The sequence below is a fragment of the Marinithermofilum abyssi genome, assembly GCF_014641195.1.
GTDB classification, from domain to species: domain Bacteria; phylum Bacillota; class Bacilli; order Thermoactinomycetales; family DSM-45169; genus Marinithermofilum; species Marinithermofilum abyssi.
The window spans coordinates 18,922-39,348 of sequence record NZ_BMHQ01000013.1; the positions used below are offsets into that span (position 1 = coordinate 18,922).

At 52.1% G+C, this 20,427-nt stretch carries 21 protein-coding genes and 1 riboswitch; of the genes, 11 read left to right on the forward strand and 10 right to left on the reverse strand.

Features of this window, described 5'->3' with window-relative positions; all coding sequences use genetic code 11:
- Positions 1–15: 15 nt before the first annotated feature.
- The 7 genes from IEW70_RS15350 to IEW70_RS15380 all read right to left on the reverse strand — a co-directional run bounded on the left by IEW70_RS15350 (position 16) and on the right by IEW70_RS15380 (position 7,033).
- Positions 16–1,254, reverse strand: coding sequence for a cation:proton antiporter (locus tag IEW70_RS15350; protein ID WP_188648799.1), 1,239 nt, complete (start codon positions 1,252–1,254; stop codon positions 16–18).
- A gap of 92 nt (positions 1,255–1,346) precedes the next feature.
- A complete protein-coding gene (gene tatA, locus IEW70_RS15355) occupies positions 1,347–1,520 on the reverse strand; it encodes a twin-arginine translocase TatA/TatE family subunit (protein ID WP_188648800.1) in 174 nt (57 codons plus the stop codon).
- Between the two features lie 33 nt (positions 1,521–1,553).
- Entirely contained in the window at positions 1,554–2,906 is a 1,353-nt protein-coding gene (locus IEW70_RS15360; protein WP_188648801.1) for a TrkH family potassium uptake protein, read from the reverse strand.
- Positions 2,907–2,992: 86 nt separating this feature from the next.
- Positions 2,993–3,131: riboswitch (cyclic di-AMP (ydaO/yuaA leader) on the reverse strand.
- A gap of 155 nt (positions 3,132–3,286) precedes the next feature.
- A complete protein-coding gene (locus IEW70_RS15365; RefSeq protein WP_188648802.1) occupies positions 3,287–4,081 on the reverse strand; it encodes an IucA/IucC family C-terminal-domain containing protein in 795 nt (264 codons plus the stop codon).
- 4 nt (positions 4,082–4,085) lie between these two features.
- Entirely contained in the window at positions 4,086–4,910 is an 825-nt protein-coding gene (locus IEW70_RS15370; protein ID WP_188648803.1) for an ABC transporter ATP-binding protein, read from the reverse strand.
- A 27-nt stretch (positions 4,911–4,937) separates the two neighbouring features.
- Positions 4,938–5,978: a FecCD family ABC transporter permease gene (locus IEW70_RS15375; RefSeq protein WP_188648804.1), complete on the reverse strand. Its 1,041-nt coding sequence runs from the start codon at positions 5,976–5,978 to the stop codon at positions 4,938–4,940.
- Complete coding sequence (locus tag IEW70_RS15380) at positions 5,975–7,033, reverse strand: FecCD family ABC transporter permease (RefSeq protein ID WP_188648805.1); 1,059 nt, start codon at positions 7,031–7,033, stop codon at positions 5,975–5,977. Before IEW70_RS15380 ends, IEW70_RS15375 begins: the two co-directional genes overlap by 4 nt.
- A gap of 186 nt (positions 7,034–7,219) precedes the next feature.
- Here IEW70_RS15380 and IEW70_RS15385 point away from each other — a divergent pair, with 186 nt between their 5' ends.
- From IEW70_RS15385 to IEW70_RS15410, 6 genes are all read left to right on the forward strand, one after another.
- A complete protein-coding gene (locus IEW70_RS15385) occupies positions 7,220–8,188 on the forward strand; it encodes an ABC transporter substrate-binding protein (protein WP_188648806.1) in 969 nt (322 codons plus the stop codon).
- 200 nt (positions 8,189–8,388) lie between these two features.
- Positions 8,389–9,579 carry an MGDG synthase family glycosyltransferase gene (locus tag IEW70_RS15390; RefSeq protein WP_188648807.1) on the forward strand — a complete coding sequence of 397 codons (1,191 nt, stop codon included), beginning with the start codon at positions 8,389–8,391 and terminating at the stop codon, positions 9,577–9,579.
- Positions 9,580–9,684: 105 nt separating this feature from the next.
- The gene (locus IEW70_RS15395; protein WP_188648808.1) at positions 9,685–11,019 is read left to right on the forward strand and encodes an O-antigen ligase family protein; all 1,335 of its coding nucleotides are present in this window, start codon (positions 9,685–9,687) and stop codon (positions 11,017–11,019) included.
- A gap of 463 nt (positions 11,020–11,482) precedes the next feature.
- The gene (gene yfbR / locus IEW70_RS15400) at positions 11,483–12,058 is read left to right on the forward strand and encodes a 5'-deoxynucleotidase (protein WP_188648809.1); all 576 of its coding nucleotides are present in this window, start codon (positions 11,483–11,485) and stop codon (positions 12,056–12,058) included.
- Between the two features lie 138 nt (positions 12,059–12,196).
- A complete protein-coding gene (locus IEW70_RS15405; RefSeq protein ID WP_229752030.1) occupies positions 12,197–12,814 on the forward strand; it encodes a 3D domain-containing protein in 618 nt (205 codons plus the stop codon).
- A gap of 229 nt (positions 12,815–13,043) precedes the next feature.
- Positions 13,044–13,937, forward strand: coding sequence for a DNA-3-methyladenine glycosylase family protein (locus tag IEW70_RS15410; RefSeq protein ID WP_188648811.1), 894 nt, complete (start codon positions 13,044–13,046; stop codon positions 13,935–13,937).
- A gap of 19 nt (positions 13,938–13,956) precedes the next feature.
- Here IEW70_RS15410 and IEW70_RS15415 read toward each other — a convergent pair whose 3' ends face one another.
- Positions 13,957–14,187, reverse strand: a complete 231-nt coding sequence (locus IEW70_RS15415) for a hypothetical protein (RefSeq protein ID WP_188648812.1) — start codon at positions 14,185–14,187, stop codon at positions 13,957–13,959.
- A 179-nt stretch (positions 14,188–14,366) separates the two neighbouring features.
- Between IEW70_RS15415 and IEW70_RS15420 the strand changes: the two genes are divergently transcribed.
- On the forward strand, positions 14,367–14,513 hold the full coding sequence (locus IEW70_RS15420; RefSeq protein ID WP_188648813.1) for a hypothetical protein: 147 nt from the start codon (positions 14,367–14,369) through the stop codon (positions 14,511–14,513).
- An 18-nt stretch (positions 14,514–14,531) separates the two neighbouring features.
- Here the strand turns inward: IEW70_RS15420 and IEW70_RS15425 are convergent, their stop codons facing one another.
- Positions 14,532–15,479 carry a mechanosensitive ion channel family protein gene (locus tag IEW70_RS15425; RefSeq protein WP_188648814.1) on the reverse strand — a complete coding sequence of 316 codons (948 nt, stop codon included), beginning with the start codon at positions 15,477–15,479 and terminating at the stop codon, positions 14,532–14,534.
- Between the two features lie 168 nt (positions 15,480–15,647).
- Positions 15,648–16,634 (reverse strand): metal-dependent hydrolase, encoded by a 987-nt coding sequence (locus tag IEW70_RS15430; RefSeq protein ID WP_188648815.1) that lies wholly within the window; start codon positions 16,632–16,634, stop codon positions 15,648–15,650.
- Between the two features lie 349 nt (positions 16,635–16,983).
- Here IEW70_RS15430 and IEW70_RS15435 point away from each other — a divergent pair, with 349 nt between their 5' ends.
- From IEW70_RS15435 to IEW70_RS17930, 4 genes are read left to right on the forward strand one after another with little or no spacing between them, the layout of a single operon-like run.
- Positions 16,984–17,340, forward strand: a complete 357-nt coding sequence (locus IEW70_RS15435) for a hypothetical protein (protein WP_188648816.1) — start codon at positions 16,984–16,986, stop codon at positions 17,338–17,340.
- Positions 17,301–17,807, forward strand: coding sequence for a hypothetical protein (locus IEW70_RS15440; RefSeq protein WP_188648817.1), 507 nt, complete (start codon positions 17,301–17,303; stop codon positions 17,805–17,807). The genes IEW70_RS15435 and IEW70_RS15440 overlap by 40 nt, the downstream gene beginning before the upstream one ends.
- Positions 17,808–17,830: 23 nt before the next feature.
- Positions 17,831–18,964, forward strand: coding sequence for an A/G-specific adenine glycosylase (gene mutY / locus IEW70_RS15445; protein WP_188648818.1), 1,134 nt, complete (start codon positions 17,831–17,833; stop codon positions 18,962–18,964).
- Positions 18,965–19,011: 47 nt separating this feature from the next.
- Positions 19,012–20,268, forward strand: a complete 1,257-nt coding sequence (locus IEW70_RS17930; protein WP_229752031.1) for a VanW family protein — start codon at positions 19,012–19,014, stop codon at positions 20,266–20,268.
- Positions 20,269–20,427 lie beyond the last annotated feature (159 nt).

Genomic DNA, 20,427 nt, shown 5'->3' on the forward strand with positions numbered 1-20,427 from the left:
GTTCTCCTGCGTTGTTTATTGTTTCTTCTCGGTTACTCCTAACACTTTGGCGACCAGGCCCGTTGTACCCGCTTGCAGCACAATCGTGATCAATACTGCCATAAACGTGACGGCAGCGATCAAGTGGGCATGTTGTACTTTTAAACCGATTAGCATTCCGGACAAGGCAGCGGGAATGACGCCGGTTTCCCGGACCCAGAACATGAAGAAGATTTCCCGCCAGGACCATTTGGCCCGTCGGTCGGGCAGCGTACAGGCAAGCACTGCGATCGGCCGGGCGATGAAAATCAGCGCCATGACGATGAGAATGGCTTGCCAGCCATATCGGAGAAGGGTATCGAATTCCACTTGAGTTCCGAGTAATACAAAGATCAAGGTCCGCATCAACAGAGTGAAGACATGGTGAAAATGGATCACGTCGGATACCGTTTTTCGGCGGATCTTCATCCCGAAAACTTGCGGGTTGCCGCAGACGATCCCGGCAACAAAGGTGGCCATAAATCCACTGGCCTCAATCCAACCGGCAGCGAGATAGGAGCCGATTGCCACCAGTAAGCTTACGATGTTGCCATAGCGGTGGAATACGCCCAAGCGGTGCTTCGACGTGAGCAGCAACCCCGCTCCGCCAAAGAGGATACCGATAAGCAGACCGCCGCCTGCCTGCAGCAAAAAAGACCCCAAGACCGAACCGGCTGAGACACTGCTTTTTCCCAAGATGACCCCCAACAGGGTAAAAGTGAGGATCGAGGCGGTGGCGTCATTGAATGCCGATTCGCTTTCCACGGTTCGCCTTACTTTTTCTTGTACGTGTACTTGCCGGAAAACCGGGATCAACGTGGCCGGATCGGTGGAGGCGATTACCGAAGCCAACAGCAGGGCATAAAGCCAGGGAAGATGCAGCAAGAAAACGGCTGTGACGGTAATGACGGCAGCCGTAATTGCCACACCAAGCACGGCCAGCAGCGTCACCGAGATCCATACTTGCTTCAGGATGGAGATGCGGATGGCTTGTCCTCCCTCAAACAAAATCAGCACCGACCCTGCAACGATGATAAACTGATAAGCCACGGAACTTTCCGGTTGGGAGATCAAGCTGAACACGGGCGGTCCGATAAGAATTCCGAACAACAAGAACAGAGCTACATCGGGGATATTCCACCGTTCGGCTGCTTTCATTGCCAACAGTCCCACCGTCAATACCATAAAAAGGACGTACAGTTCGCTCTGGACCACGGTCATGGCCTGGGATTCCATATTGCACCCCCTCATGATCTGTCTATCTACACATTGCCCGGAATGGCGGAAAGTCATTCTATGAAAAAGCCGCCCTTGCAAGGGCGGTTGTTTCAATCGCGCTTTTCCTCTTTTTCTTCCTTGATGGTGCGGTTCATCTCTTCTTTGAAATTACGCAGGGCATTGCCGAGAGAGCGGCCTAACTCGGGTAATTTTTTGGGACCAAATAAAAGCAGTCCCACCAGCAGGATCAACAACAGTTCCGAAAAACCTAGGTTTTGTATCATAGGTATGCCCCCTCTTCCAAATGAAAAATGACGTCAACCGACGAGCGGTTGTTCTTCCGGATGGCGGTAGGGAGGTTTGTCCCGGCGGCTGGCTACCGCAATGGCGATCGTTAAGGGACCGACACGTCCGGCAAACATGGTAAAGGTAATCAACAGCTTGCCGATTACAGATAAATGGGGGGTTAATCCCAGCGTCAAGCCGACGGTGCCGAAGGCGGAGGAGGTTTCAAACAGGGCCATGAGCACATCGGTTTTTTCGGTGATCGTCAGAATCATGGTTACTGTGATGATCAACGTGAGTGCGGCCACAGTCACTGTCAATGCCCGGTACACCTGCTCATGGGGAATCCGCCGTTTGTAGGTGACACAGTCCTGATGTCCACGGATCATTCCCCAGACTGCCAGGATGATGGCGGCAAAGGTAGTGGTTTTGATCCCGCCTCCCGTCGAGCTGGGAGATGCTCCGATCACCATTAATAATATCATTAAAAATTGGGTGGCGGGATACATACCGGCCATATCGATCGTATTGTAGCCAGCAGTACGGGGAGTGACAGCCTGAAAAGCCGCCGCCATCATTTTGACAGGCCAGGGTTGGGAGCCCAAAGTTTTCGGGTTGGACCATTCAATCAGGAGAATCAACAAGGTGCCTGCTGCCAACAAGATCCCCGTTACGGACAAGACGAGTTTCGTATGCAGACTCATCCGTTTTCGCCAGCGGTACTGATACAGCTCCACGATGACGATAAAGCCGATCCCGCCCAGAATAATCAGGGCGGCAACGGTGAAGTTGATCAAGGGATCGCCCACAAATCCCATCAAGCTGACAAAGCGGTCTTTTCCGCCGAACAGATCGAACCCGGCGTTGTTAAAAGCAGAGACGGAGTGGAAGATGGCATAGTATATGCCGGTTTTCCAGCCATACATCGGGACCCAGCGCAACGCGAGCAAAAAGGCACCGATGCCTTCGATGATAAAGGTTATCACGACCACGTTGAGAACCAGGCGTACCATCCCGCCCATCCCGTGGTGACCGAAGGATTCCTGGATGACGATTCGCTCTTTCACACTGATTTTCTTTCGAAGCAGGACAGCGATCAATGTGGCAAATGACATAAACCCCAAGCCGCCTACTTGAATCAGAGTGAGAATGACTCCTTCACCGAAGGTGTTGTATGTGGCGGCTGTGTTGACCACCACCAGTCCGGTTACACAGACGGCAGAAGTGGCTGTAAATAAAGCATCGATAAAGGAGACGGATTGCCCGTCCTCCGTCGAGATGGGGAGGGAGAGCAACAAGGCGCCGATCAGGATGGTTCCGGCAAATCCCATCACCAGAATCTGCGATGCTGTGCACCGGTTAAATAGTTTTTGTTGTCCGTTCATTCCGAATCCCCCCTTCCAAAGTACAATCCCAACATAAAAGAAACCACCGAAGTGGCATCGATGGTTTTGTTTATCGACAAACAGCCACCACTCCTCTTCAACGCTTGCGAGGTTAGCTGACGGGTTCGGGACTGTGAAGAGCTCTCCCTACCAGGGCATATGCCGAAGGATTCACCCCAAAGGGTTTGGTTCCCCCGCTCCAGATGGACTCAGCGGTTGAATGGTGTCCAAGATATTCGACTTTGTACCATGAACTAAATTTACTTCCGTTCCAAGAGCCCGTCAAGGCTTTTTTGGTAATGGGTAAACCCACCAATGGAGGGAAAGAGGGATAAAAATAAAGCAGGCGTCGTTCGGGAGAAGGAAATCCCTAACGACGCCTATTGTTTGCCCATTTGAGCGCAGCGTTCCTGGCGCTCTTCATCGGCGAGGGAGGGGCAGGTAATGCAGTTGGCTCCGCCGGGCAACCGGTGATAGAGACAGCACGTGCGCCGCAGGCGCAGCTCCTTTTCCGGCAGGGTAGGGTGGGGGATGCGACGGAAGCGGACGGCCAGGGGGTTGGGCATGAACCCGGATACCGCCCGGTTCTTTTTGCCCATCAGGAACTGGAAATCCTCCGCGAGCGGTTGCCTTTCCTCCGGTGATTCCGCTTCGTCCATCCATTTTTCATAGTAAAAGTAGACGTAGCTTGCGGCATTTTCCCACAAGATGTTGGCCGGCAGGTAGCAGGAAAGCCGCTGAAACACTTGAAACAGGTTCTGGTGAAGCATCCGGCGGACCACCGTTTCCCGCCAGTCGGTACGGTTGCCGGATGACGGGGCGGGTAGCGTTTCATCGGAAGAAAGCCGAAGGGACATTTCCCAACCGGGACCGGCATGGACCATCACCTTATCCGCCTGAAGAGCCAGCCCCTGGCCCAGCCGCGACATGGCATATAGTCCGCCCGCGAGAAGAAGGGAGCTGTATCGTTTGGAAAACATGGAAGCTGCTACGGAAAGCTCCTCTGTGCCGATTTGGGCGCCAAATTGACGAAGAAACGTGTCCGCCCGTTGCTTTTGCTCAAAGTCGGCGACCGGGAAACTGAGCAGGAAATCGGTTTTTGTCGGGGTCTGCTGCATCAGGAGGCGGAACTCCTGTTCCAGCCGATGTTTTTGTTGTGGAAAAAGCCGGCTCATGTGGTCAGCCTCCCAGTGCCGAAGTTTTTTCAGTGAGCATCTGTCTTCCTTGCCCGTAAGGGATGCACATGGGGGTTCCGTACACCGGATCCTCCATGATCCGGCATCGAAGTTGAAAGACGGATTCCACCAGCTGTTCGTTCATAATCTGTTCCGGAGCCCCTTGTGCCAATACCCGGCCGTTTTGAATCGCCAGCATATGATGAGCATACCGGCAGGCCAGGTTGAGATCGTGCAGTACCATAATAATGGTACGCCCTTCCCGTTCATTCAGTGCATATAAGAGATCCAGAATTTCGATCTGATGGGTCATGTCGAGATACGTGGTCGGCTCATCCAAAAGCAGGGTGTCTGTCCCCTGAGCCAAGGTCATGGCGATCCAGGCACGTTGGCGCTGTCCGCCGGACAAATCATCCACCGGGCGATGGGCCAGCTCGGTCATCTGTGTCACTTCCAGTGCCCAGTTCACCATGCGCTCGTCTTCTTCCGACCAATGCTGAATCCAGCTTTGATAGGGATACCGCCCCTGTTTGGCCAGTTGAAAGACGGTCAATCCCTCGGGAGCCACCGGACCTTGGGGAAGGATAGCCAACTCACGGGCCGTTTTTTTGGTCGATTGTTTGGCGATGTTGTGACCGTTGAGGAGAACTGTGCCCGTTTTTGGTTTTAACAAACGGGCCAGCGAGCGGAGCAAGGTAGACTTGCCGCAGCCGTTTGCCCCCACCAGCACAGTGATTTTTCCCTTGGGGATCTTCACACTCAAATCTTCGATGATGGTGCAGGAGCCGTAGCCCAGGGTCAGATGTTTCGTTTCCATTGCGGGTTTCATCCATTATCCCTCCCATGATGTTGGGGATCAGTGCCGGTGGCTGCCTGAACGCAGCAGGAGAAACAGTAAAAACGGAGCACCCAATGCTGCAGTAAAAAGACCGGCGGGCAAATCCAGCGGACTGAAGGCCGTGCGGGCGATCAGGTCCGCCGTCAGCACGAGAAAGGATCCGGTCAAGGCGGAAACAGGCAGCCAACCACCGGCGGAAGGGCCTGCCCACATACGGGCAATATGGGGGGCCATCAACCCTACGAAGCCGATGGGGCCGGCGGCGGCCACAGCAGCACTGGCCAAGGCCACACTGATCAGAATCAGTAAAAAGCGATGCAGCTGTACACGGCTGCCGATCCCGACGGCCAGCTCATCCCCCAGTTGCTGGGCATTCAAGTGACGGGCTAGCAAGAAAGCGGCGGGAATCAGGGTCCCGGCCCATACGGTCAGGGTACCCACGGTTGTCCAGGAGCTGTTGTACACACTCCCGGTCAGCCAGACCATCGCTTGGCTGGCGGTGTATATAGGGCTCAGGATCAAAAGCAAAGTGGTCAGTCCATTGGCGGCGGCATGCAGTCCCATCCCGATCAACACAAGGCGCAGCGGGGAAACCCCTCGTTTCCAAGCCAATACATAAACGAGAAAGGCCGTACATACAGCTCCCCCGAAGGCGGCGACGGGAAGCCATGCTTTCCCCGTTTGGGAAAACAGGGAGATACAGGCGACCGCCGCGACGGATGCTCCGCCGGTGATACCGATGATATCCGGTGAAGCCAGGGGATTCCGAAGCATCCCCTGCAAAAGCGCTCCGGAAACCGCCATGGATGCACCGACCATCAAGGCGGTCAGTACCCGCGGCATCCGTAAAGAGTAGATGATGAGTTCATTTCCGGGATCCCCCTGGCCGAGCAATACTTTGATGACGTCCATCGCAGGAATGGGTACTTCTCCGGTTCCTACGCTGTAAACCAGGACACCGAGGCACAGAGCCGACAGCACCAGCAAGGCTGTGAGGGTTTTCGCATAGATGATCAGTGAGATCGGCAATTTTTTGGATCGAATCGTGACGGGTTTCAATGGGTGATACTCCTTCGGGCGATGGTGATGAAAAAGGGCGTGCCGATCAGGGCGGTGATGACACCGACGGGAACTTCATCGGTCAACACACGGGTGCCCAGTCCGGACATCCACTTCATGACGGGACCGTCGGGCATGATCAGATAACGGGCCCCTACGTCCGCCAACAACAAATAGGAAGCACCGATTAGAGCGCAGTAGGGAAGTATCCATCGGTAATCGTTCCCTGCCATGGATCGGGCGATATGGGGAACCACCAATCCCACCAATCCGATCGGACCGGCCACGGCTACAGATCCTCCAGCCAAGAAGATGACGACCAGAGCAGCGGCCATCTTGACCCATGCTGTGCGTTGGCCCAAGCCCTTGGCAACATGTTCTCCCATCGTCAGGATGGTGATGTGACGTGCGATCCCCAAGGCGATGAGCCAGGCAATAAGAAAGAAGGGAAGGATCTGCCACAAATGGTCCAGACTCCGCCCTGCGATGGAACCTGCCAGCCAATATAACACTTCGTCCAGAGTTTTTTCATCCGTAACGAGCAACCCCTGGGTCAGCGTGGAGAAAAAAGCAGTGATGGCTGCCCCGGCCAAGGTCAGCTTTAACGGGGTTACCCCGCCTCGACCGACAGAGCTGACAGCAAAGACGATGACTCCACTGACTGCAGCTCCGGCAAAAGCGATCCACGTCATTGCCGAAAAGGACGAAACGGTAAAAAGGCTGGTAGCCAATACGACAAAAAAGGCAGCTCCTGCGTTGATGCCTAGGATGCCGGGGGATGCCAGCGGGTTACGGGTCAGCGCTTGCATCAGCGCTCCAGCGACCGCCAGGCTGGCCCCTACGAAGGTGGCGATCAGGGCACGAGGGATTCGGGTGGTCTGGATGACTAACTGTTCTTTTGTCGGTTGTTCCGTAGTGAGGGCATCTTTCATCGTGTGCCAATCGATATGAGTGAGTCCCAGCTTCACGCTGGCGATCATGCTGACTGCCCACAGAACGATTAACCATACTAGTCCAGCAGAACGCGATAATAAAGGTTGAATGGTACGGTACATATGAACTCCTGTTCCATATCAAAATCATACCCAGAATTTGTTAAGGTGACCCGTAACCATAAAGAGAACGGGAAAAAACCCTTCAATGGATATGATAATCATTTTCAACCATATTGACAAATGCTTTTTCCTTTATTTAAGATATGGTCAGTAATGAAAATCATTTTCAATTACGAGGTGGGGAAAATGAACAGAAAAGGATTACATAAGCCATGGATTGCGGTATTTATGGCTTTGATGCTTCTGATCACCGCCGGTTGCGGAACCGGTGCGGCTCCAGGCGGGGAGAAGGCGTCAGATGACGGGAAGGAACGCGTGATCCATCACGCGATGGGAGAGACCAAAGTGAAAGGCACTCCGAAACGGGTGGTTACCTTGACCAGCGATGCGACGGATGATGCGCTGGCATTGGGAGTGAAACCGGTGGGTGCCGTTAAATCCTGGACGGGTAAGCCGTATTATGATTTCATTCAAAATCGAATGAAAGGGGTCCAAGTGGTTGGTGATGAACTGCAGCCCAACCTGGAAAAAATCGCGGCGTTGAAACCGGACCTGATTCTCGGCAGCAAAATGCGTCATGAGAAGATCTATGACAAACTGTCTGCCATTGCACCGACGGTTTATACCGAAACGGTGGGGAATACCTGGAAAGACAACTTCAAACTGTACGCCGACGCGCTGAACAAGAAGAAAGAAGGCGACGAACAGCTGAAAAAATGGGACCAGCGCATTGCGGACTTTAAAAAGAAAATGGGCGACAAGCTGGATACCAAAGTGTCCATCGTCCGGTTTATGCCTGGTGTGGTTCGGATCCATCATAATGGGTTCCCGGATGCCGTCGTGAGAGAGGCGGGGCTGGATCGTCCCAAAGTGCAGAAGAAAAAAGAGCATTCCAGTGAAGTGACGGAAGAGCGGATTCCGGATATGGACGGGGACGTGATGTTTGTTCTCACCTTTGACCAGGGTGACGGCAAAGGGAAGAAGCTACAAAAAGAGTGGATGAATAAACCCCTCTTCAAAAAGCTGGATGTGGTGAAAAAAGGAAACGTGCATCAGGTGAACGATGTCTACTGGAACCTCTCTGGCGGAATTCAAGGCGCCAACAAGATGTTGGACGACCTATATAAATATTTGGTAAAGAACGATCAGAAGTAAATCGGTCCGGAGAGCGGGATATCCCCCCGCTCTCTTCTATTTTCTCCTCCGCATAGCCAAATCCGTGCATGAACGAAGGGTCTAACGTGTATGGTATAATAAGGGACGATTGAAACCGTGCGTTCAGCAATCCCGTTGCAGGGAGTGAGCCATAAGATATCTGGAACACCGGGCTTGTACGGGGAAGAGGTGAATACTGGATGGATCGCATGGTCTGGTCAGGCGGTCAGCCTGGAAAGGTTGCTGTGCCTACGGATTGGTCCCACAATAAGACCATATTGTTCGTTTCGGAAAACTTCGGATCAGGACACACAAAAGCAGCGGAAGCATTGGCCAAGGGAATCGAAGAAAAAGATCCGGAAATCCGGGTGCAGTTGGTGGAACTGGGCCGTCATCTTCGCCCGCAAGTAAATCAGGCTCTTTTGTATTCCTATTTGGGCATGATCAAAAAGGCCCCGTTTATCTGGCGGAAAGTTTACGGCCGTCATCATGAACGGTCTTTTCCCCGTTGGTTGCAGTGGTGTCTTCATCAGACACTGTATTCCAGCCTCTCCAAATACATTGCACAGTACCAGCCGCAAGTGGTCGTTTCTACCCATCCATTTGCCAGTTCCGGCGTTGCCCGTTTGAAACGGGCGGGATTTCCCCTCAAACTGGTGACGGTGATTACGGATTTCTCCGCCCATGGTTCCTGGGTACATCCGGAAGTGGACCTCTATCTTGCCCCCAGTACGGATGTGATGCGGCAGTTGATGCAGATGGGAGTTCATCCTGCACGGATTGCAGTGACCGGCATTCCGACGGAGTCCCGGTTCTGGAAGGGAAAAGATTCGGACGAAGCCCGTAAGCAACTGGGTTTGAAGCAGTTGCCCACTGTATTGATTTTGGGGGGAGGCTTGGGATTGGGCCGAATCGACCACTTGGCCCGTCTGGCTGCTAAGTGGAAAGGAAGACTTCAATTTTTGTACTGTACGGGCAGGAATACCAAGCTGTTGGAAACCCTGCGGCAAAATCCAGAATTGCAGCATCCCCACGTTTGCTTGATCGGATATACCGAATCGGTGGACCAGTGGATGGATGCAGCCGATGTGGTCCTTACCAAGCCGGGGGGCATGACATGCACAGAAGCGATTGCCAAAGGCAAACCGCTGCTGCTCTACGGCTCCATACCGGGACACGAAGAAGAAAATAGCCGCTTCCTGGAAAAACACGGATTGGCTGAGAAATTAAAGAATGAAGAAGATTTGGATCTATGGATGCAACGTTTGGTACAAGACCCGCAATGCCTTCAGGAAATTCGAGAGAACATGTTGCGCTGGCGCTGGAATATTCATCCCTCCAAAAGTGTTGATGCGGTACACCAGTTAATGACTTCCTCTTCTGTCCGGTAATTTCCGTTTTTGCCCACTTATATGATGAATAGTAGTTCTTGCCTAATGGTAAGCACATCGATATAATCTTAGGGTAATTATATTACGATTAAGGGAGTCATTCTCTTGGAAACCGCTTCACACATGATACAAACCAAACGGTTAACTCAGTTTCTCTATATATCGATATTGTTTTCACCCGTGTTGCCCCCGGTGGTCCTATTGGCCGTCGGTTTGGCAACCGCCTTTTTATACAAGGGGAAATGGAAAGCCTCCGGCTTGCCGGAAGGGATTTTCCTGGGCTTTGTCGTGCTGTCTTTTATCAGTTGGTTGTTTAATCCTTATCTGGTGATGGAGTTGATTCCAGCCGGCTTTTTCCCGATTTTGTTTTTCGGGTTGTACTACTTATTGACGATATGGGTGAAGCATGTACTGCAATGGACCTGGGAAGATTTTCAGAAAATGTACCTGCAGTTTTGGTTCCTGGGGCTGTATGTTGCCGTCGTCACCATTTTGCAACGGGTGAACATCATCCCTAAGGATAAAAACCTACTGTTTTATTTTCTGGGATGGTATCCGATGCAGCAGGCTGAATCGGTGCGAAGTATCGGAACAGCGTCCAATTCCAACTTGGCTGCAGCCATGCTCATCTGTCTGGCCCTTTTGAGTATCTATGCTTCCTCGATCGTGAAGACTCAGTGGCAAAAAGTCGGTTGTTTCGCCGCCTTTTTTTTGTTCGGTGCAGCCATATGGTGCACGGGTTCCCGGGGAGCTTGGGTCGGCTTGTTGATCGGGATGCTGATGCAAGTCTGGATGACCGGCAACCGGCGCAGAACCGTCTCGCTGTTTATTGGGCTGCTAATTCTCGGGTTGATCATTTATACCAACAAAACGCTGATTCCCCGGGAAGAGACGTTATTTGCCACGGCGGAGGTTCGGATCTTCGTCTGGCAGAACTCCTTTGAAATCTTTAAAGAGCATTGGTTGTTGGGCGTGTTGCCCCTTCATTTCGGTCACATCTTCGAAGAGATGACGGGCAGATATCTGTTCCATGCGCATAACGTCTTTCTGGGTATTGCCAGTGAATACGGGATTGTGGGGTTGTTCTTGTTCCTAATGCTGGTTGTGACAACCACCCACCGAGCCCGCCGCTGGCGGAAAACAGCCAACAAAAAAGAAGAGAAACGGCTGGCGGGCATGTTGATTTCGCTAATGTTCGCTCTGTTGGGTCACGGGATGTATGACTACCCGATCATTTCACCGCAAATCGGGATTATCTTTATGCTGGCGGCGATTGTCATTCATACCCAGTACGAACAGCGTTGTCTCAAAAAAAAGCCCTATTGGATGGAGTCCGACTCCTCCACCCCGTATCCGGAGCATCCGCTGATGCAGCAACTGTCGGCTTTGTGGATGCAGTTCCGGATCATCTGGCGCAGTTTGTCCGGCAGAGGTTCGTGAGGGAAAAGGAGGCCTCTGGACTTCCTGGTCTTGATGACAAAGTCCATCTTCAAGAAAGAAGTGAGCACATCTCTCAAGGAGCGGCCTTCGACGACGTACTCCGCTTTGATAAGTGAGACCAAGGCAAAAAGCGAGCACAGCACGATCTAGAGCGAAAGCGACAAGGTGTGACGTGTGCTTTGTGGGTGATTGTGCGGGTGCAACACAGGTTTATCCTTTTGCTCGCGCCTTGGTCATTGTATTGAAAGAGCACCAGTCCTGCTTTTTGTCTCTCGCTTCAAAGTTGCGCTATGTTTCGGAGCGGACAGTTTGACATCTGTGATGTCAGAGAAGGAGCGACGGATAGAAGTTTTTTGTGTTTCAGAGGTTTGTCATCCATACCTCTTTTTTTTATCTTCAAAAGGGAACGTTTGTGCGTATTCAAGCGTTTCTTTTGGTGAACCTTCACGGTGAGGTGACCTGCATGAATCCGTTTTTTGCTTACTTATACCGTCTTCGATTGATTGAACGCTGGAGTTTGATGCGGAACGTGGTCAAGGAAAATGTGGCGGAACACAGCTTTCATGTCGCTCTGCTGACCCATGCCCTTTGCATGATCGGAAATGAGGTGTTTGGAAAGAAGATCCCGGTGGATCGGGCGGTGTCCCTGGCCCTGTTCCACGATGCGACTGAAGTGATCACCGGGGATATTCCCAGCCCTGTCAAGCACCATAATCCTGGTTTACTCAAAGGGTTTCGGGAACTGGAATCATTGGCGGCCGCCCGGATGTGTGATATGGTGCCGGAGCCGCTGGCCCGGCATTATCGTCCGTTGATCGAGGGGAAGGATGAGGAGCTGTATCGATGGGTGAAAGCGGCAGACCTCTTGGATGGATATTTGAAATGCATCATGGAGATCGCTGCGGGCAATGGGGAGTTTCATGTAGCCAAAAGGGAGCTGGAAGAACGCCTATTGCGTTTGGAAATGCCGGAAGTGGCCTATTTTCTGGACCATTTTGCACCGAGCTTTGAAAAGACACTGGACGAGCTGGCAGAATGAGATTTCTGCAGGAAGTCGGCGCGGGTAAGCCCACCGAAAGGGGTAAAAGAGAATAGGGAGATCCAGGTATATCCTAGAGGAAATACGGCCATGATGATTACCAGAATCTATCAATCTATGAGGTGATCATCTATGGTCATGAATCCTCGAATCTTATTGATCCTATGCGGAATCGGCATATTGGCACTCTCCTATTTTTCCGACGAGATCCCTTCATTGGGAGGATTGGTGGATGCCAAAACGGGCCCTTCCGTGGTGATCGTCCAAAAAGGGGATACGGTCTACAGCCTGGCTCGTCGGTATGGAACCGATGTGCAAACCCTGGCGGATCTGAATCAATTGCAGGATCCCTCCAAGATTGACGTGGGTCAAAAACTGCGACTTCCCGCGGAAAGAAAATCGGATGGAGCAAAGGGGCAGGCTGTAGTTCCTGTGATGGCCCGCGGCAAAAGCTTGGGGGAGTTTACATTGACTGCTTATACATCCGGACCGGAGTCCACGGGAAAAAAGCCGGACGATCAGGGATACGGCATCACTTCCAGTGGGGCCAAGGTGGCAGAAGGGGTTACAGTCGCAGTGGATCCTGACGTGATTCCCATCGGCACCCGGGTTTATATCGAGGGGATCGGTTATCGAGTGGCACAAGATACAGGATCGGCGATCCAAGGGAAACGGATCGATGTGTATATGGACGATTTACAAAAGGCGCGTCATTTTGGAGTGAAGAAGGGGATCAAGGTGGAGTTGGTCGAGTAACCAATCTCCCCTTCAGGTATTTCATATGCAAAGAGAAAGTCCTACGGTTGGATCCGGCGGGAATAAAAGCAGGCGCATAGCGGGGCTCTTCTGCCGAGTAGCGATGGGTAGAAAGGGCTTTGCTGTGTTCAAAGGGTTTGTCATCCATCCGACAGCGGTAAGCCATCCTGCCGCGTGTGCCCCTGTTTTTGGTATAATCAAAAAGGATTGGGGACAGGGGGGATCCTATATGGAAACTTTCTCATTGACCATGCCGCCGATTTACCATTTTGAACGTACCGTTAAACGGTTAACTGCTTATGAAAAATCCGCCTTTCACTGGCGGGAAGGGGTTCTTCGCCGTACATTGCGCGCAGGGGGGAAGCCTTGTCTGATCGAAATCAGTGAGTCGAAAGAAGCACAACCCTCTTTGCGCATACGGGTGCACGCCTCGCTGACGAAGCAGGAACGCTTGGAGCTGGAAGGTACACTGCGTCATATGTTTGCTCTGGATGCAGATCTCCTGTCTTTTTACCGGCAGGCGGAGGAAGATGCCCATTTGGCACAGGTGGTGAAAGAACGAAAGGGACTGCACTGGGTGTTGGAACCCTCCCTGTATGAATGCCTGATCAAGACCATTATCAGCCAGCAGCTGAACCTTTCCTTTGCCGCCACCTTGATTCAACGGTTGGTGGCTTTGGCGGGGGAGGGAGTAAAGCATAAAGGGGAAACGTATCCGGTTTTTCCTTCGCCGGAGCGGGTTGCGGAGTTGGACTACGAGGATTTGACCGCCAGACAATTCAACCGGCGAAAAGCGGAATATGTCATCGATATATCGCGGATGGTGGCAGAGGGAAGTCTTGATCTGGAAGGGTTGTATCGGTTGGAGGATGAGGAAGTGTTGGAAAGGCTGCTTCCCTTGCGCGGAGTGGGTAGATGGACAGCGGAGTGCTTGATGCTGTTTGGGATGGGACGCCCTGATCTGCTGCCTGCAGCAGATATCGGTTTGCGCAATGCGGTTCGTAAAGCCTACAACCTGGCTGTGCAACCCACAGAAGAAGAAGTTCGTACCATCGGGGAAAAGTGGAAGCCTTGGCGGAGTTATGCCACATTTTATTTGTGGGACTATATTACCACCGGTTGAAGCAAAAAAAGAACTGGAACTACACTTGTTCCAGCTCTTGTTTATAGCTGTGCAGGACGTCTAATGCCCGTTGTGAATCCTTGCGCGGCACCAGCAGTTGATAAGTAGTCATATTCTTCTTTCGGTTTACTCGCAGCTGGTTGTATATCTGATTCCGATCCAAACGGCCGCGTAAGGAGTAGATCACGCGCGGGGTACCGTATGATTGGTGAATGACCACCATCCGGTCATGAAAAAGCATACCATTCACCTCTGCTTCCTGCCGAGAGATATGCCCCTATTACAGGGAAGGAACGTCATTATAGGCTTCTCTATATAGATTATGAATTCTGAACATTTCCGTTCCTGATTTACCCCTTCTTTACATTTATGTTACAACAAGATGACCTTTTTGTAAAATACACGGAAGAAATTAGGAGGATGTTTCAAATGGGGAAAAAGCGCAAAGTCAAAAAAGAGGTTCAAGTGGATCACGAAAAAACCATGATGCGGGACTTGCGCCGGATCGGTCTGTGGTCACTGATTTCCGTGGGAGTGACTGTTGTTATCGCCTTGATCGTCGAATCGATCAGGTAAAGCAAAAATCCAGGGCTTTCAGCCCTGGATTTTTTCGCCGGAACGCGCGGCCATATATGCGGCTGCTTGCGAAGGCGCGGTCAGGATCGAGCGCGGATACTGGAATTCCAGCTTTCGTTCGTTGAAGTGGTGTACGACCGATTTGCGCATTTCCCGCTCGATCAGCCAGTATTCCTCTGGGGTACACAATGCCATGATGGTGTATTCTACACCGTCGAATTTGATGTTGGTCACTCCGAAGATGCTTGGATGCTCAATCAGGTAGGGAGCAAACCGTTGTCCGATGTCCTGACACACATCTTCCAACGTTTCCTGCACCTTGTTTTGATCCGATTCATAGGGAACGGTAACTGTTACCAGGGGACGCATTTGATCCCGGTTGTAGTTTGTTACCTGGATGATTTCACCGTTGGATAAATAGTGCAACCGCTGGTTAAATTCGCGGATTTTGGTGATGCGCAAACCGATTTCCTCTACGGTTCCCTGGATATTGTTGTTGATTTGGACGAAGTCGCCCACTTCCATCTGGTTGTCAAAGATGAGGAAAAAACCGGTGATGACGTCTTTGACCAGGTTTTGGGCACCGAAACCGATCGCCAAACCGACGATTCCCGCTCCAGCCAAAATCGGGGCGATCTGGACACCCAATTTGTCCAGGATGGTTATCATCGAGATGAAGTAAATGGCGTATCGGGCAGCGGACTTGATCAGACGGGCCAGCGTTTTCCCCCGTTTTTCCTGGAAGCGACTGATGGAAAGTAGCCGGTCGATCAGTCGGCCAACATATCGCAGGGCAATATAGGTCAGGAGGATGATGATCAGGATTTGTCCCAAGGGGACGAGTAGGTAATCCACTATCGGTTGCCACAGGTTGCGGGCGGGATTGTTTATGATTTCTTCCGCTTTGTTCTGTACGGACTCTACGCTCTTTTCAATAGTCACCATAGAAAACAACAATGACTTCAATGCACTCACCTTCTCGACCAGTGAATGAATGTTCTATCGTGCTCGCTCACAATTGGTTTTAGTTTAGCCAATGCGAGGCGGCTCACGCATATCTCTGGGTCACCGCCTTGTGTGCAATGGAAAACCCGCTTAGCAAAAGCGGGCTTCAGGTGTTTCCATTATAGCATATCAGTGGGATTTGAGTAGATAGGAGGAGAGCTTTTTTTCCAACTGTTGCTCAGTCATCCAGCCCACATGAGACTCGATCACGCGACAGTGATGATCCAACAGGGCGATCGCCTGAAACGGAAAGTGTTTTTTGGTATGGTAACGGACATCCACCCAGCGCACCTCATATCCCGTGGGAGTCTCCTTCACTTGCGGGTAAGCATAATCGCTGAAATAGAGGAACGCCTGGATCTTGGAGTCCTTGCGGGAAGCTTTGACTGCCGGATGCTCCAGTGCTCGTTTATCCAACACTTGGGTCCATACAATTTGACCTCCCAACCATTCCCCCATCCGAACGCGATCCTTTTCTTCCAGGACGAGGCTCCATGTATTCCATCGGATGGTGGGGACCAATGTGTAGTGACCGGGAGCACCCTCTTTGCGGATCACTTGTCGCAATACGGATTGGCGGACCCGCCAGCGCCATCCGATATACAATAGGATGACCAGATAAATAAGAGCGAACAGCGTGCCGGGATGAACCGGGGTGCTTTCCCATAGTAAGAAACCCAGCAAATGAATACCCATAATGAATGGATCAAAAATATTGAGCACATGCCATTTGACCCACTGTTGGGAAAAAGGGCGCCAAGCCTGGGTTCCGTATGAGTTAAACAGGTCGATGCCCACATGAATGGCGACAGCGATGGCTGACCATAGAAATACGTGCAAAAGATGGGCGGTGGGGTGCCAGATTGCGAGCAATCCGGTAATGATGGTCGGCCAAACGGCCAACATGGGAAGCGAGTGTGTCCAGCCCCGGTGGTGACGGATGTAGGAGGCCGATCCTTTGAGCCGGGACACACCGTCAAAATCCGGCGCCTGTGAACCGATCACTGTCGCCCATAGAACAGCTTCAGCCGTTTCGGGGTGAGCGGCCACTGCCGGATCCAGGTGGGCGAGCCCGTACAACCCGAATCCCATGGCAAAATGGGTGGCAGTATCCATAAAATCCTCCTTGCTGTCTGTAAAGTCCGTTTCCGTATCCTCATTATAGTTCATTCTTTCCCCGGACACAGGCGGGTTCATACAATCTTTACGACACATATTCTTCTTAAAAGAGAGGTTCTTTTTTGGTACACTTATCCGAAAGGAGGTTTTTCCCAAATATACAAACCTCCTTGGGTAGAAAATCGGAAATTTTTGGGGAAACAGTGTCACGGGCAAGTGGGATCTTCATATAGTTAATAGCACGCCAGTACCCACTGAGGGGTTAAGAAAGCATGGGATTGGAAAGAGGATAAATACTGCCGGGATTCAATGGGGAGCTCGTCGTAAAAGTTATGGGACTGCAATCATGATGGTTTTGTTGCTGATGAGCGGACTGGTATGGATCTGGGTGAAAGAGGATACGCCAGATCCAGGGGTTCTTCAGGTCCATCGCTTTAATGAGGTGGTGCCCTATCTCTTTGATCGGGATCGCTTGTATTTCAAGGGGGTTCGCGGTCATCGGGAAAGTTGGTATGTATATGATTTGCAATCGGGAAACTTGACACGGAAAGATTGGACGCGGCGTTACGGAGATGGTAACCGGGTACTGAGCTTGAATGGCGATGGACGGTTAATGTTGAACCCGGCCCGCGGGGAACTTCGTCTGAAAGGGCGGCAAACCCGTTGGATACCAAACAGTTGGCCAACATTTCGCATCCTGTGATCGTGGCACCGAAATTAAACCCGGATCCATTTGTGTATGTGGTCCGGGACGGGAAGGATGAATACTCGCTGCGGCTGTGGCAGGCGGACGGCAAAGAGAAGCTGCTGGAGAAGAGGTTGGATGTGAAACAGGTGAAAAATCACCGCTTGGTTGAGTGGTCTCCTTCCGGTAAGTACATACTGGTGGGCGGCAACCGGATCTATCGTGCATCCGACGGGCGGATCGCCAAGCGATTGAATGGGACTGCCGGCACTTGGTCTCCGGAAAGGGACCGGCTTCTCTATGTGGCTCAAAACCGTTCCGCGCCGGGCTGGGAAGCCCCGCTGCCCGCACTGGCCGGATTTTATCTCTCATCCCGGCGGGATCGGATGCTGGTGATGGAAGAGGGATCTCAGGGAACCCAACTGCGATTGATCGATTTGCTATCTCATCAAAAAGAAGAAGCCGCTGATTTGTTTACATCTTAGATCCAGCTGAAGGAGGCGGCGCAATGGCCAGAAAAAAACATCAACCGATACAGCCGCCGGGGAAGGAGTGGATACGCTCCCTTCAAAACCATTTATTGGGTTGGTATGATGAAGTAAAAAGGGACCTTCCCTGGCGTAAAGATCAAGATCCTTATAAAATATGGGTTTCTGAAATCATGTTGCAGCAAACGCGTGTGGATACCGTGATCCCTTATTATCTTCGCTTTATGGAGAAGTTTCCTACAGTAAGAGATTTGGCGGAAGCCGACGAAGATGACGTGATCAAAGCTTGGGAGGGACTGGGCTACTATTCCCGGGCACGCAATCTGCAAGCTGCCGCCAAAGAGGTGTGCGAGCGCCATGGCGGCGTGGTTCCCCGGGATCCGGCAAGCATTTCCCGTCTCAAAGGGATCGGTCCATATACAGCCGGAGCGATCCTCAGCATCGCTTACAACCTGCGGGTTCCCGCTGTGGACGGAAATGTCATGCGAGTGATGTCCCGGTGGTTTGTTCTGAAAGAAGATGTGACCAAGGTAAGCACGCGCCGATTGTTGGAGGAGCTGGATCTGGCTTTGATTCCGGAAGATCGTCCGGGCGACTTCAACCAGGCGCTGATGGAATTGGGGGCCTTGGTGTGTACCCCGATCCATCCCGCATGCGACAGCTGTCCGGTGCGTCAGGAGTGCAAAGCCCGGGCCCTTGGGATTCAACACGAATTGCCGGTGAAGAAAAAGGCAAAACCACCTGCTCCCGTTCCGATGGTGGTCGGCTGGATTCGCAATCATGGGCGGGTGTTGTTGGAACGGCGGCCCGAAGAGGGATTGTTGGCGGGGATGTGGGGCCTTCCTTCACTGGAGCGGGAGGGGGCGGAGAATCCTGTCGGTTTGTTGACAAACCGATTGTCCAGCCTGGGCATCCATCTCGCCTCAGAGACACTGTTGGGAGAAGTGGAGCATGTATTCAGCCATCGGCGGTGGCAAGTGACCGTGATCGAAGGGGAAGCGATATCCACGGAATCATCCCTTTCCGATGCGTTTCGATGGGTAAAGGAAGATGAGTTGGAGGCCTATGCTTTCCCCAAAGTGTACCATAAGGCGATGCGGTTGGCACAACAAAAGACAGACAAGGAAGCTGCTGTACAGGGCCGCCTTTTTTAAGTGGAAGAGGGGTCGGCAGGAGAGCTGAAGCCGAAGGAGAGATCTCGGTGAAAGAAAAAGAGAAAACCCAATCGCAAGACATGACGGGGGAAACGCGAGTGGAGGAAGCTGGATTGGGTGCCGATCGCAGTCGGCCGGAAGAGGGGCAAGATCCCCTTTCCTCCGTGTCGGCGGCCGGTACCATCAGCAAGTTTGGCGAAAGAATCATCGCGCTATTGTCAAAAGTGCCGCTGGTCCAAAAAATCCCGTTTCAACGGATCGGTCCAAAGTCGACAGCTGTGGGGACGCTGGTTGCTGTTCTTATCCTTGTCGTATCGATTACCTTATTTGTTGTAAATACTGTCCCCGAATCGACGAATGCGCAGGCCTTGGTACAGGAACAGAAAAAGCCCAAACCGATCCCTGCGAAGCTGATCCTGGCCCATGACGGGAAAACGTGGACGATCAATCTGCGCAAATTGGGCTACAACGGAAAAAAGGACGACACCTTGGACAAAGAAGCCTTGTTGGAACGGTTGCACGTGATTAAAAAGCAAGTAGACGAACCGGCGGTCAATGCCCGCATGAAGCGGTGGGGATCTCTCATTCAGCCGGAAAAAGAAGGAAAACGGATGGATCTAGCGGTAATCGAGCACAAGTGGTTGGATGATTTGGACAAACGGCTGAATCACCCCCAGCCGATTCCGATGGTGCCGGATCAACCCGATGTGACAACAGAGGATTTGAAACAGGTAAACGCCCGCAAAATCGGTTCTTACACCACCTATTACAACCCGGGGAATACCAACCGGACGACCAATGTCCGCCTGTCCAGTCAAGCGATTAATAACGTCGTGCTCAATCCCGGCGAAGTATTCTCCTTTAACCAAACCGTGGGACAGCGGACATCCGCCCGGGGATACAGGCCGGCCAAAATCATTGTCCGCGGCGAGTACAGTGAAGGGATTGGCGGGGGGATTTGTCAAACCTCGTCCACTCTTTTCAACAGCGTGGACGAAGCAGGGCTGCAGGTAGTGGCTCGCTTTTCCCACAGTAAAGAGGTGACCTATGTGCCAAAAGGGAGAGATGCCACCGTCTCTTGGTACGGTCCGGACTTTCGTTTCAAAAACAACCTGACAGAGCCGATCCTGATCCGATCCTACCTGTCGGGCGGAGCATTGACCGTGGAAGTCTACTCCACCCCAAAAGCCAACAACCACGCCAAAGCGGTTCAACCGGCCCCGAGAAATCCGGAGCCGGTCAAAAACGAACAACCCAAGAAGCCGACCGACGAGTTGCAATCCCGGCAAGAAGGTAACGAATAGCCGCAAGGGTATCCCTTGCGGTTTTTTATTGTCTGCTGGGGAATTTGCACTTTCACCTTTATTGGGCGGGATGCCAGCCGGTCTATTCGCATTTACATGGGGTTACAGTAACCCGCTCCTTCCATTTTATATCGGACAAACGAGGTTGTGTATCACGCG

Bases quoted from the DNA above. Each gene is read 5' to 3' on its own strand.
- IEW70_RS15420 (WP_188648813.1), top strand. From the start codon at position 14,367: ATGGGGAAAAAGCGCAAAGTCAAAAAAGAGGTTCAAGTGGATCACGAA.
- mutY (WP_188648818.1), top strand. From the start codon at position 17,831: ATGGCCAGAAAAAAACATCAACCGATACAGCCGCCGGGGAAGGAGTGG.
- IEW70_RS15380 (WP_188648805.1), bottom strand. From the start codon at position 7,033: ATGTACCGTACCATTCAACCTTTATTATCGCGTTCTGCTGGACTAGTA.
- IEW70_RS15350 (WP_188648799.1), bottom strand. From the start codon at position 1,254: ATGGAATCCCAGGCCATGACCGTGGTCCAGAGCGAACTGTACGTCCTT.
- yfbR (WP_188648809.1), top strand. From the start codon at position 11,483: ATGAATCCGTTTTTTGCTTACTTATACCGTCTTCGATTGATTGAACGC.
- IEW70_RS15360 (WP_188648801.1), bottom strand. From the start codon at position 2,906: ATGAACGGACAACAAAAACTATTTAACCGGTGCACAGCATCGCAGATT.
- IEW70_RS15390 (WP_188648807.1), top strand. From the start codon at position 8,389: ATGGATCGCATGGTCTGGTCAGGCGGTCAGCCTGGAAAGGTTGCTGTG.
- IEW70_RS15385 (WP_188648806.1), top strand. From the start codon at position 7,220: ATGAACAGAAAAGGATTACATAAGCCATGGATTGCGGTATTTATGGCT.
- IEW70_RS15370 (WP_188648803.1), bottom strand. From the start codon at position 4,910: ATGAAACCCGCAATGGAAACGAAACATCTGACCCTGGGCTACGGCTCC.
- IEW70_RS15430 (WP_188648815.1), bottom strand. From the start codon at position 16,634: ATGGATACTGCCACCCATTTTGCCATGGGATTCGGGTTGTACGGGCTC.
- IEW70_RS15405 (WP_229752030.1), top strand. From the start codon at position 12,197: ATGAATCCTCGAATCTTATTGATCCTATGCGGAATCGGCATATTGGCA.
- IEW70_RS15410 (WP_188648811.1), top strand. From the start codon at position 13,044: ATGGAAACTTTCTCATTGACCATGCCGCCGATTTACCATTTTGAACGT.
- IEW70_RS15365 (WP_188648802.1), bottom strand. From the start codon at position 4,081: ATGAGCCGGCTTTTTCCACAACAAAAACATCGGCTGGAACAGGAGTTC.
- tatA (WP_188648800.1), bottom strand. From the start codon at position 1,520: ATGATACAAAACCTAGGTTTTTCGGAACTGTTGTTGATCCTGCTGGTG.
- IEW70_RS15435 (WP_188648816.1), top strand. From the start codon at position 16,984: ATGATGGTTTTGTTGCTGATGAGCGGACTGGTATGGATCTGGGTGAAA.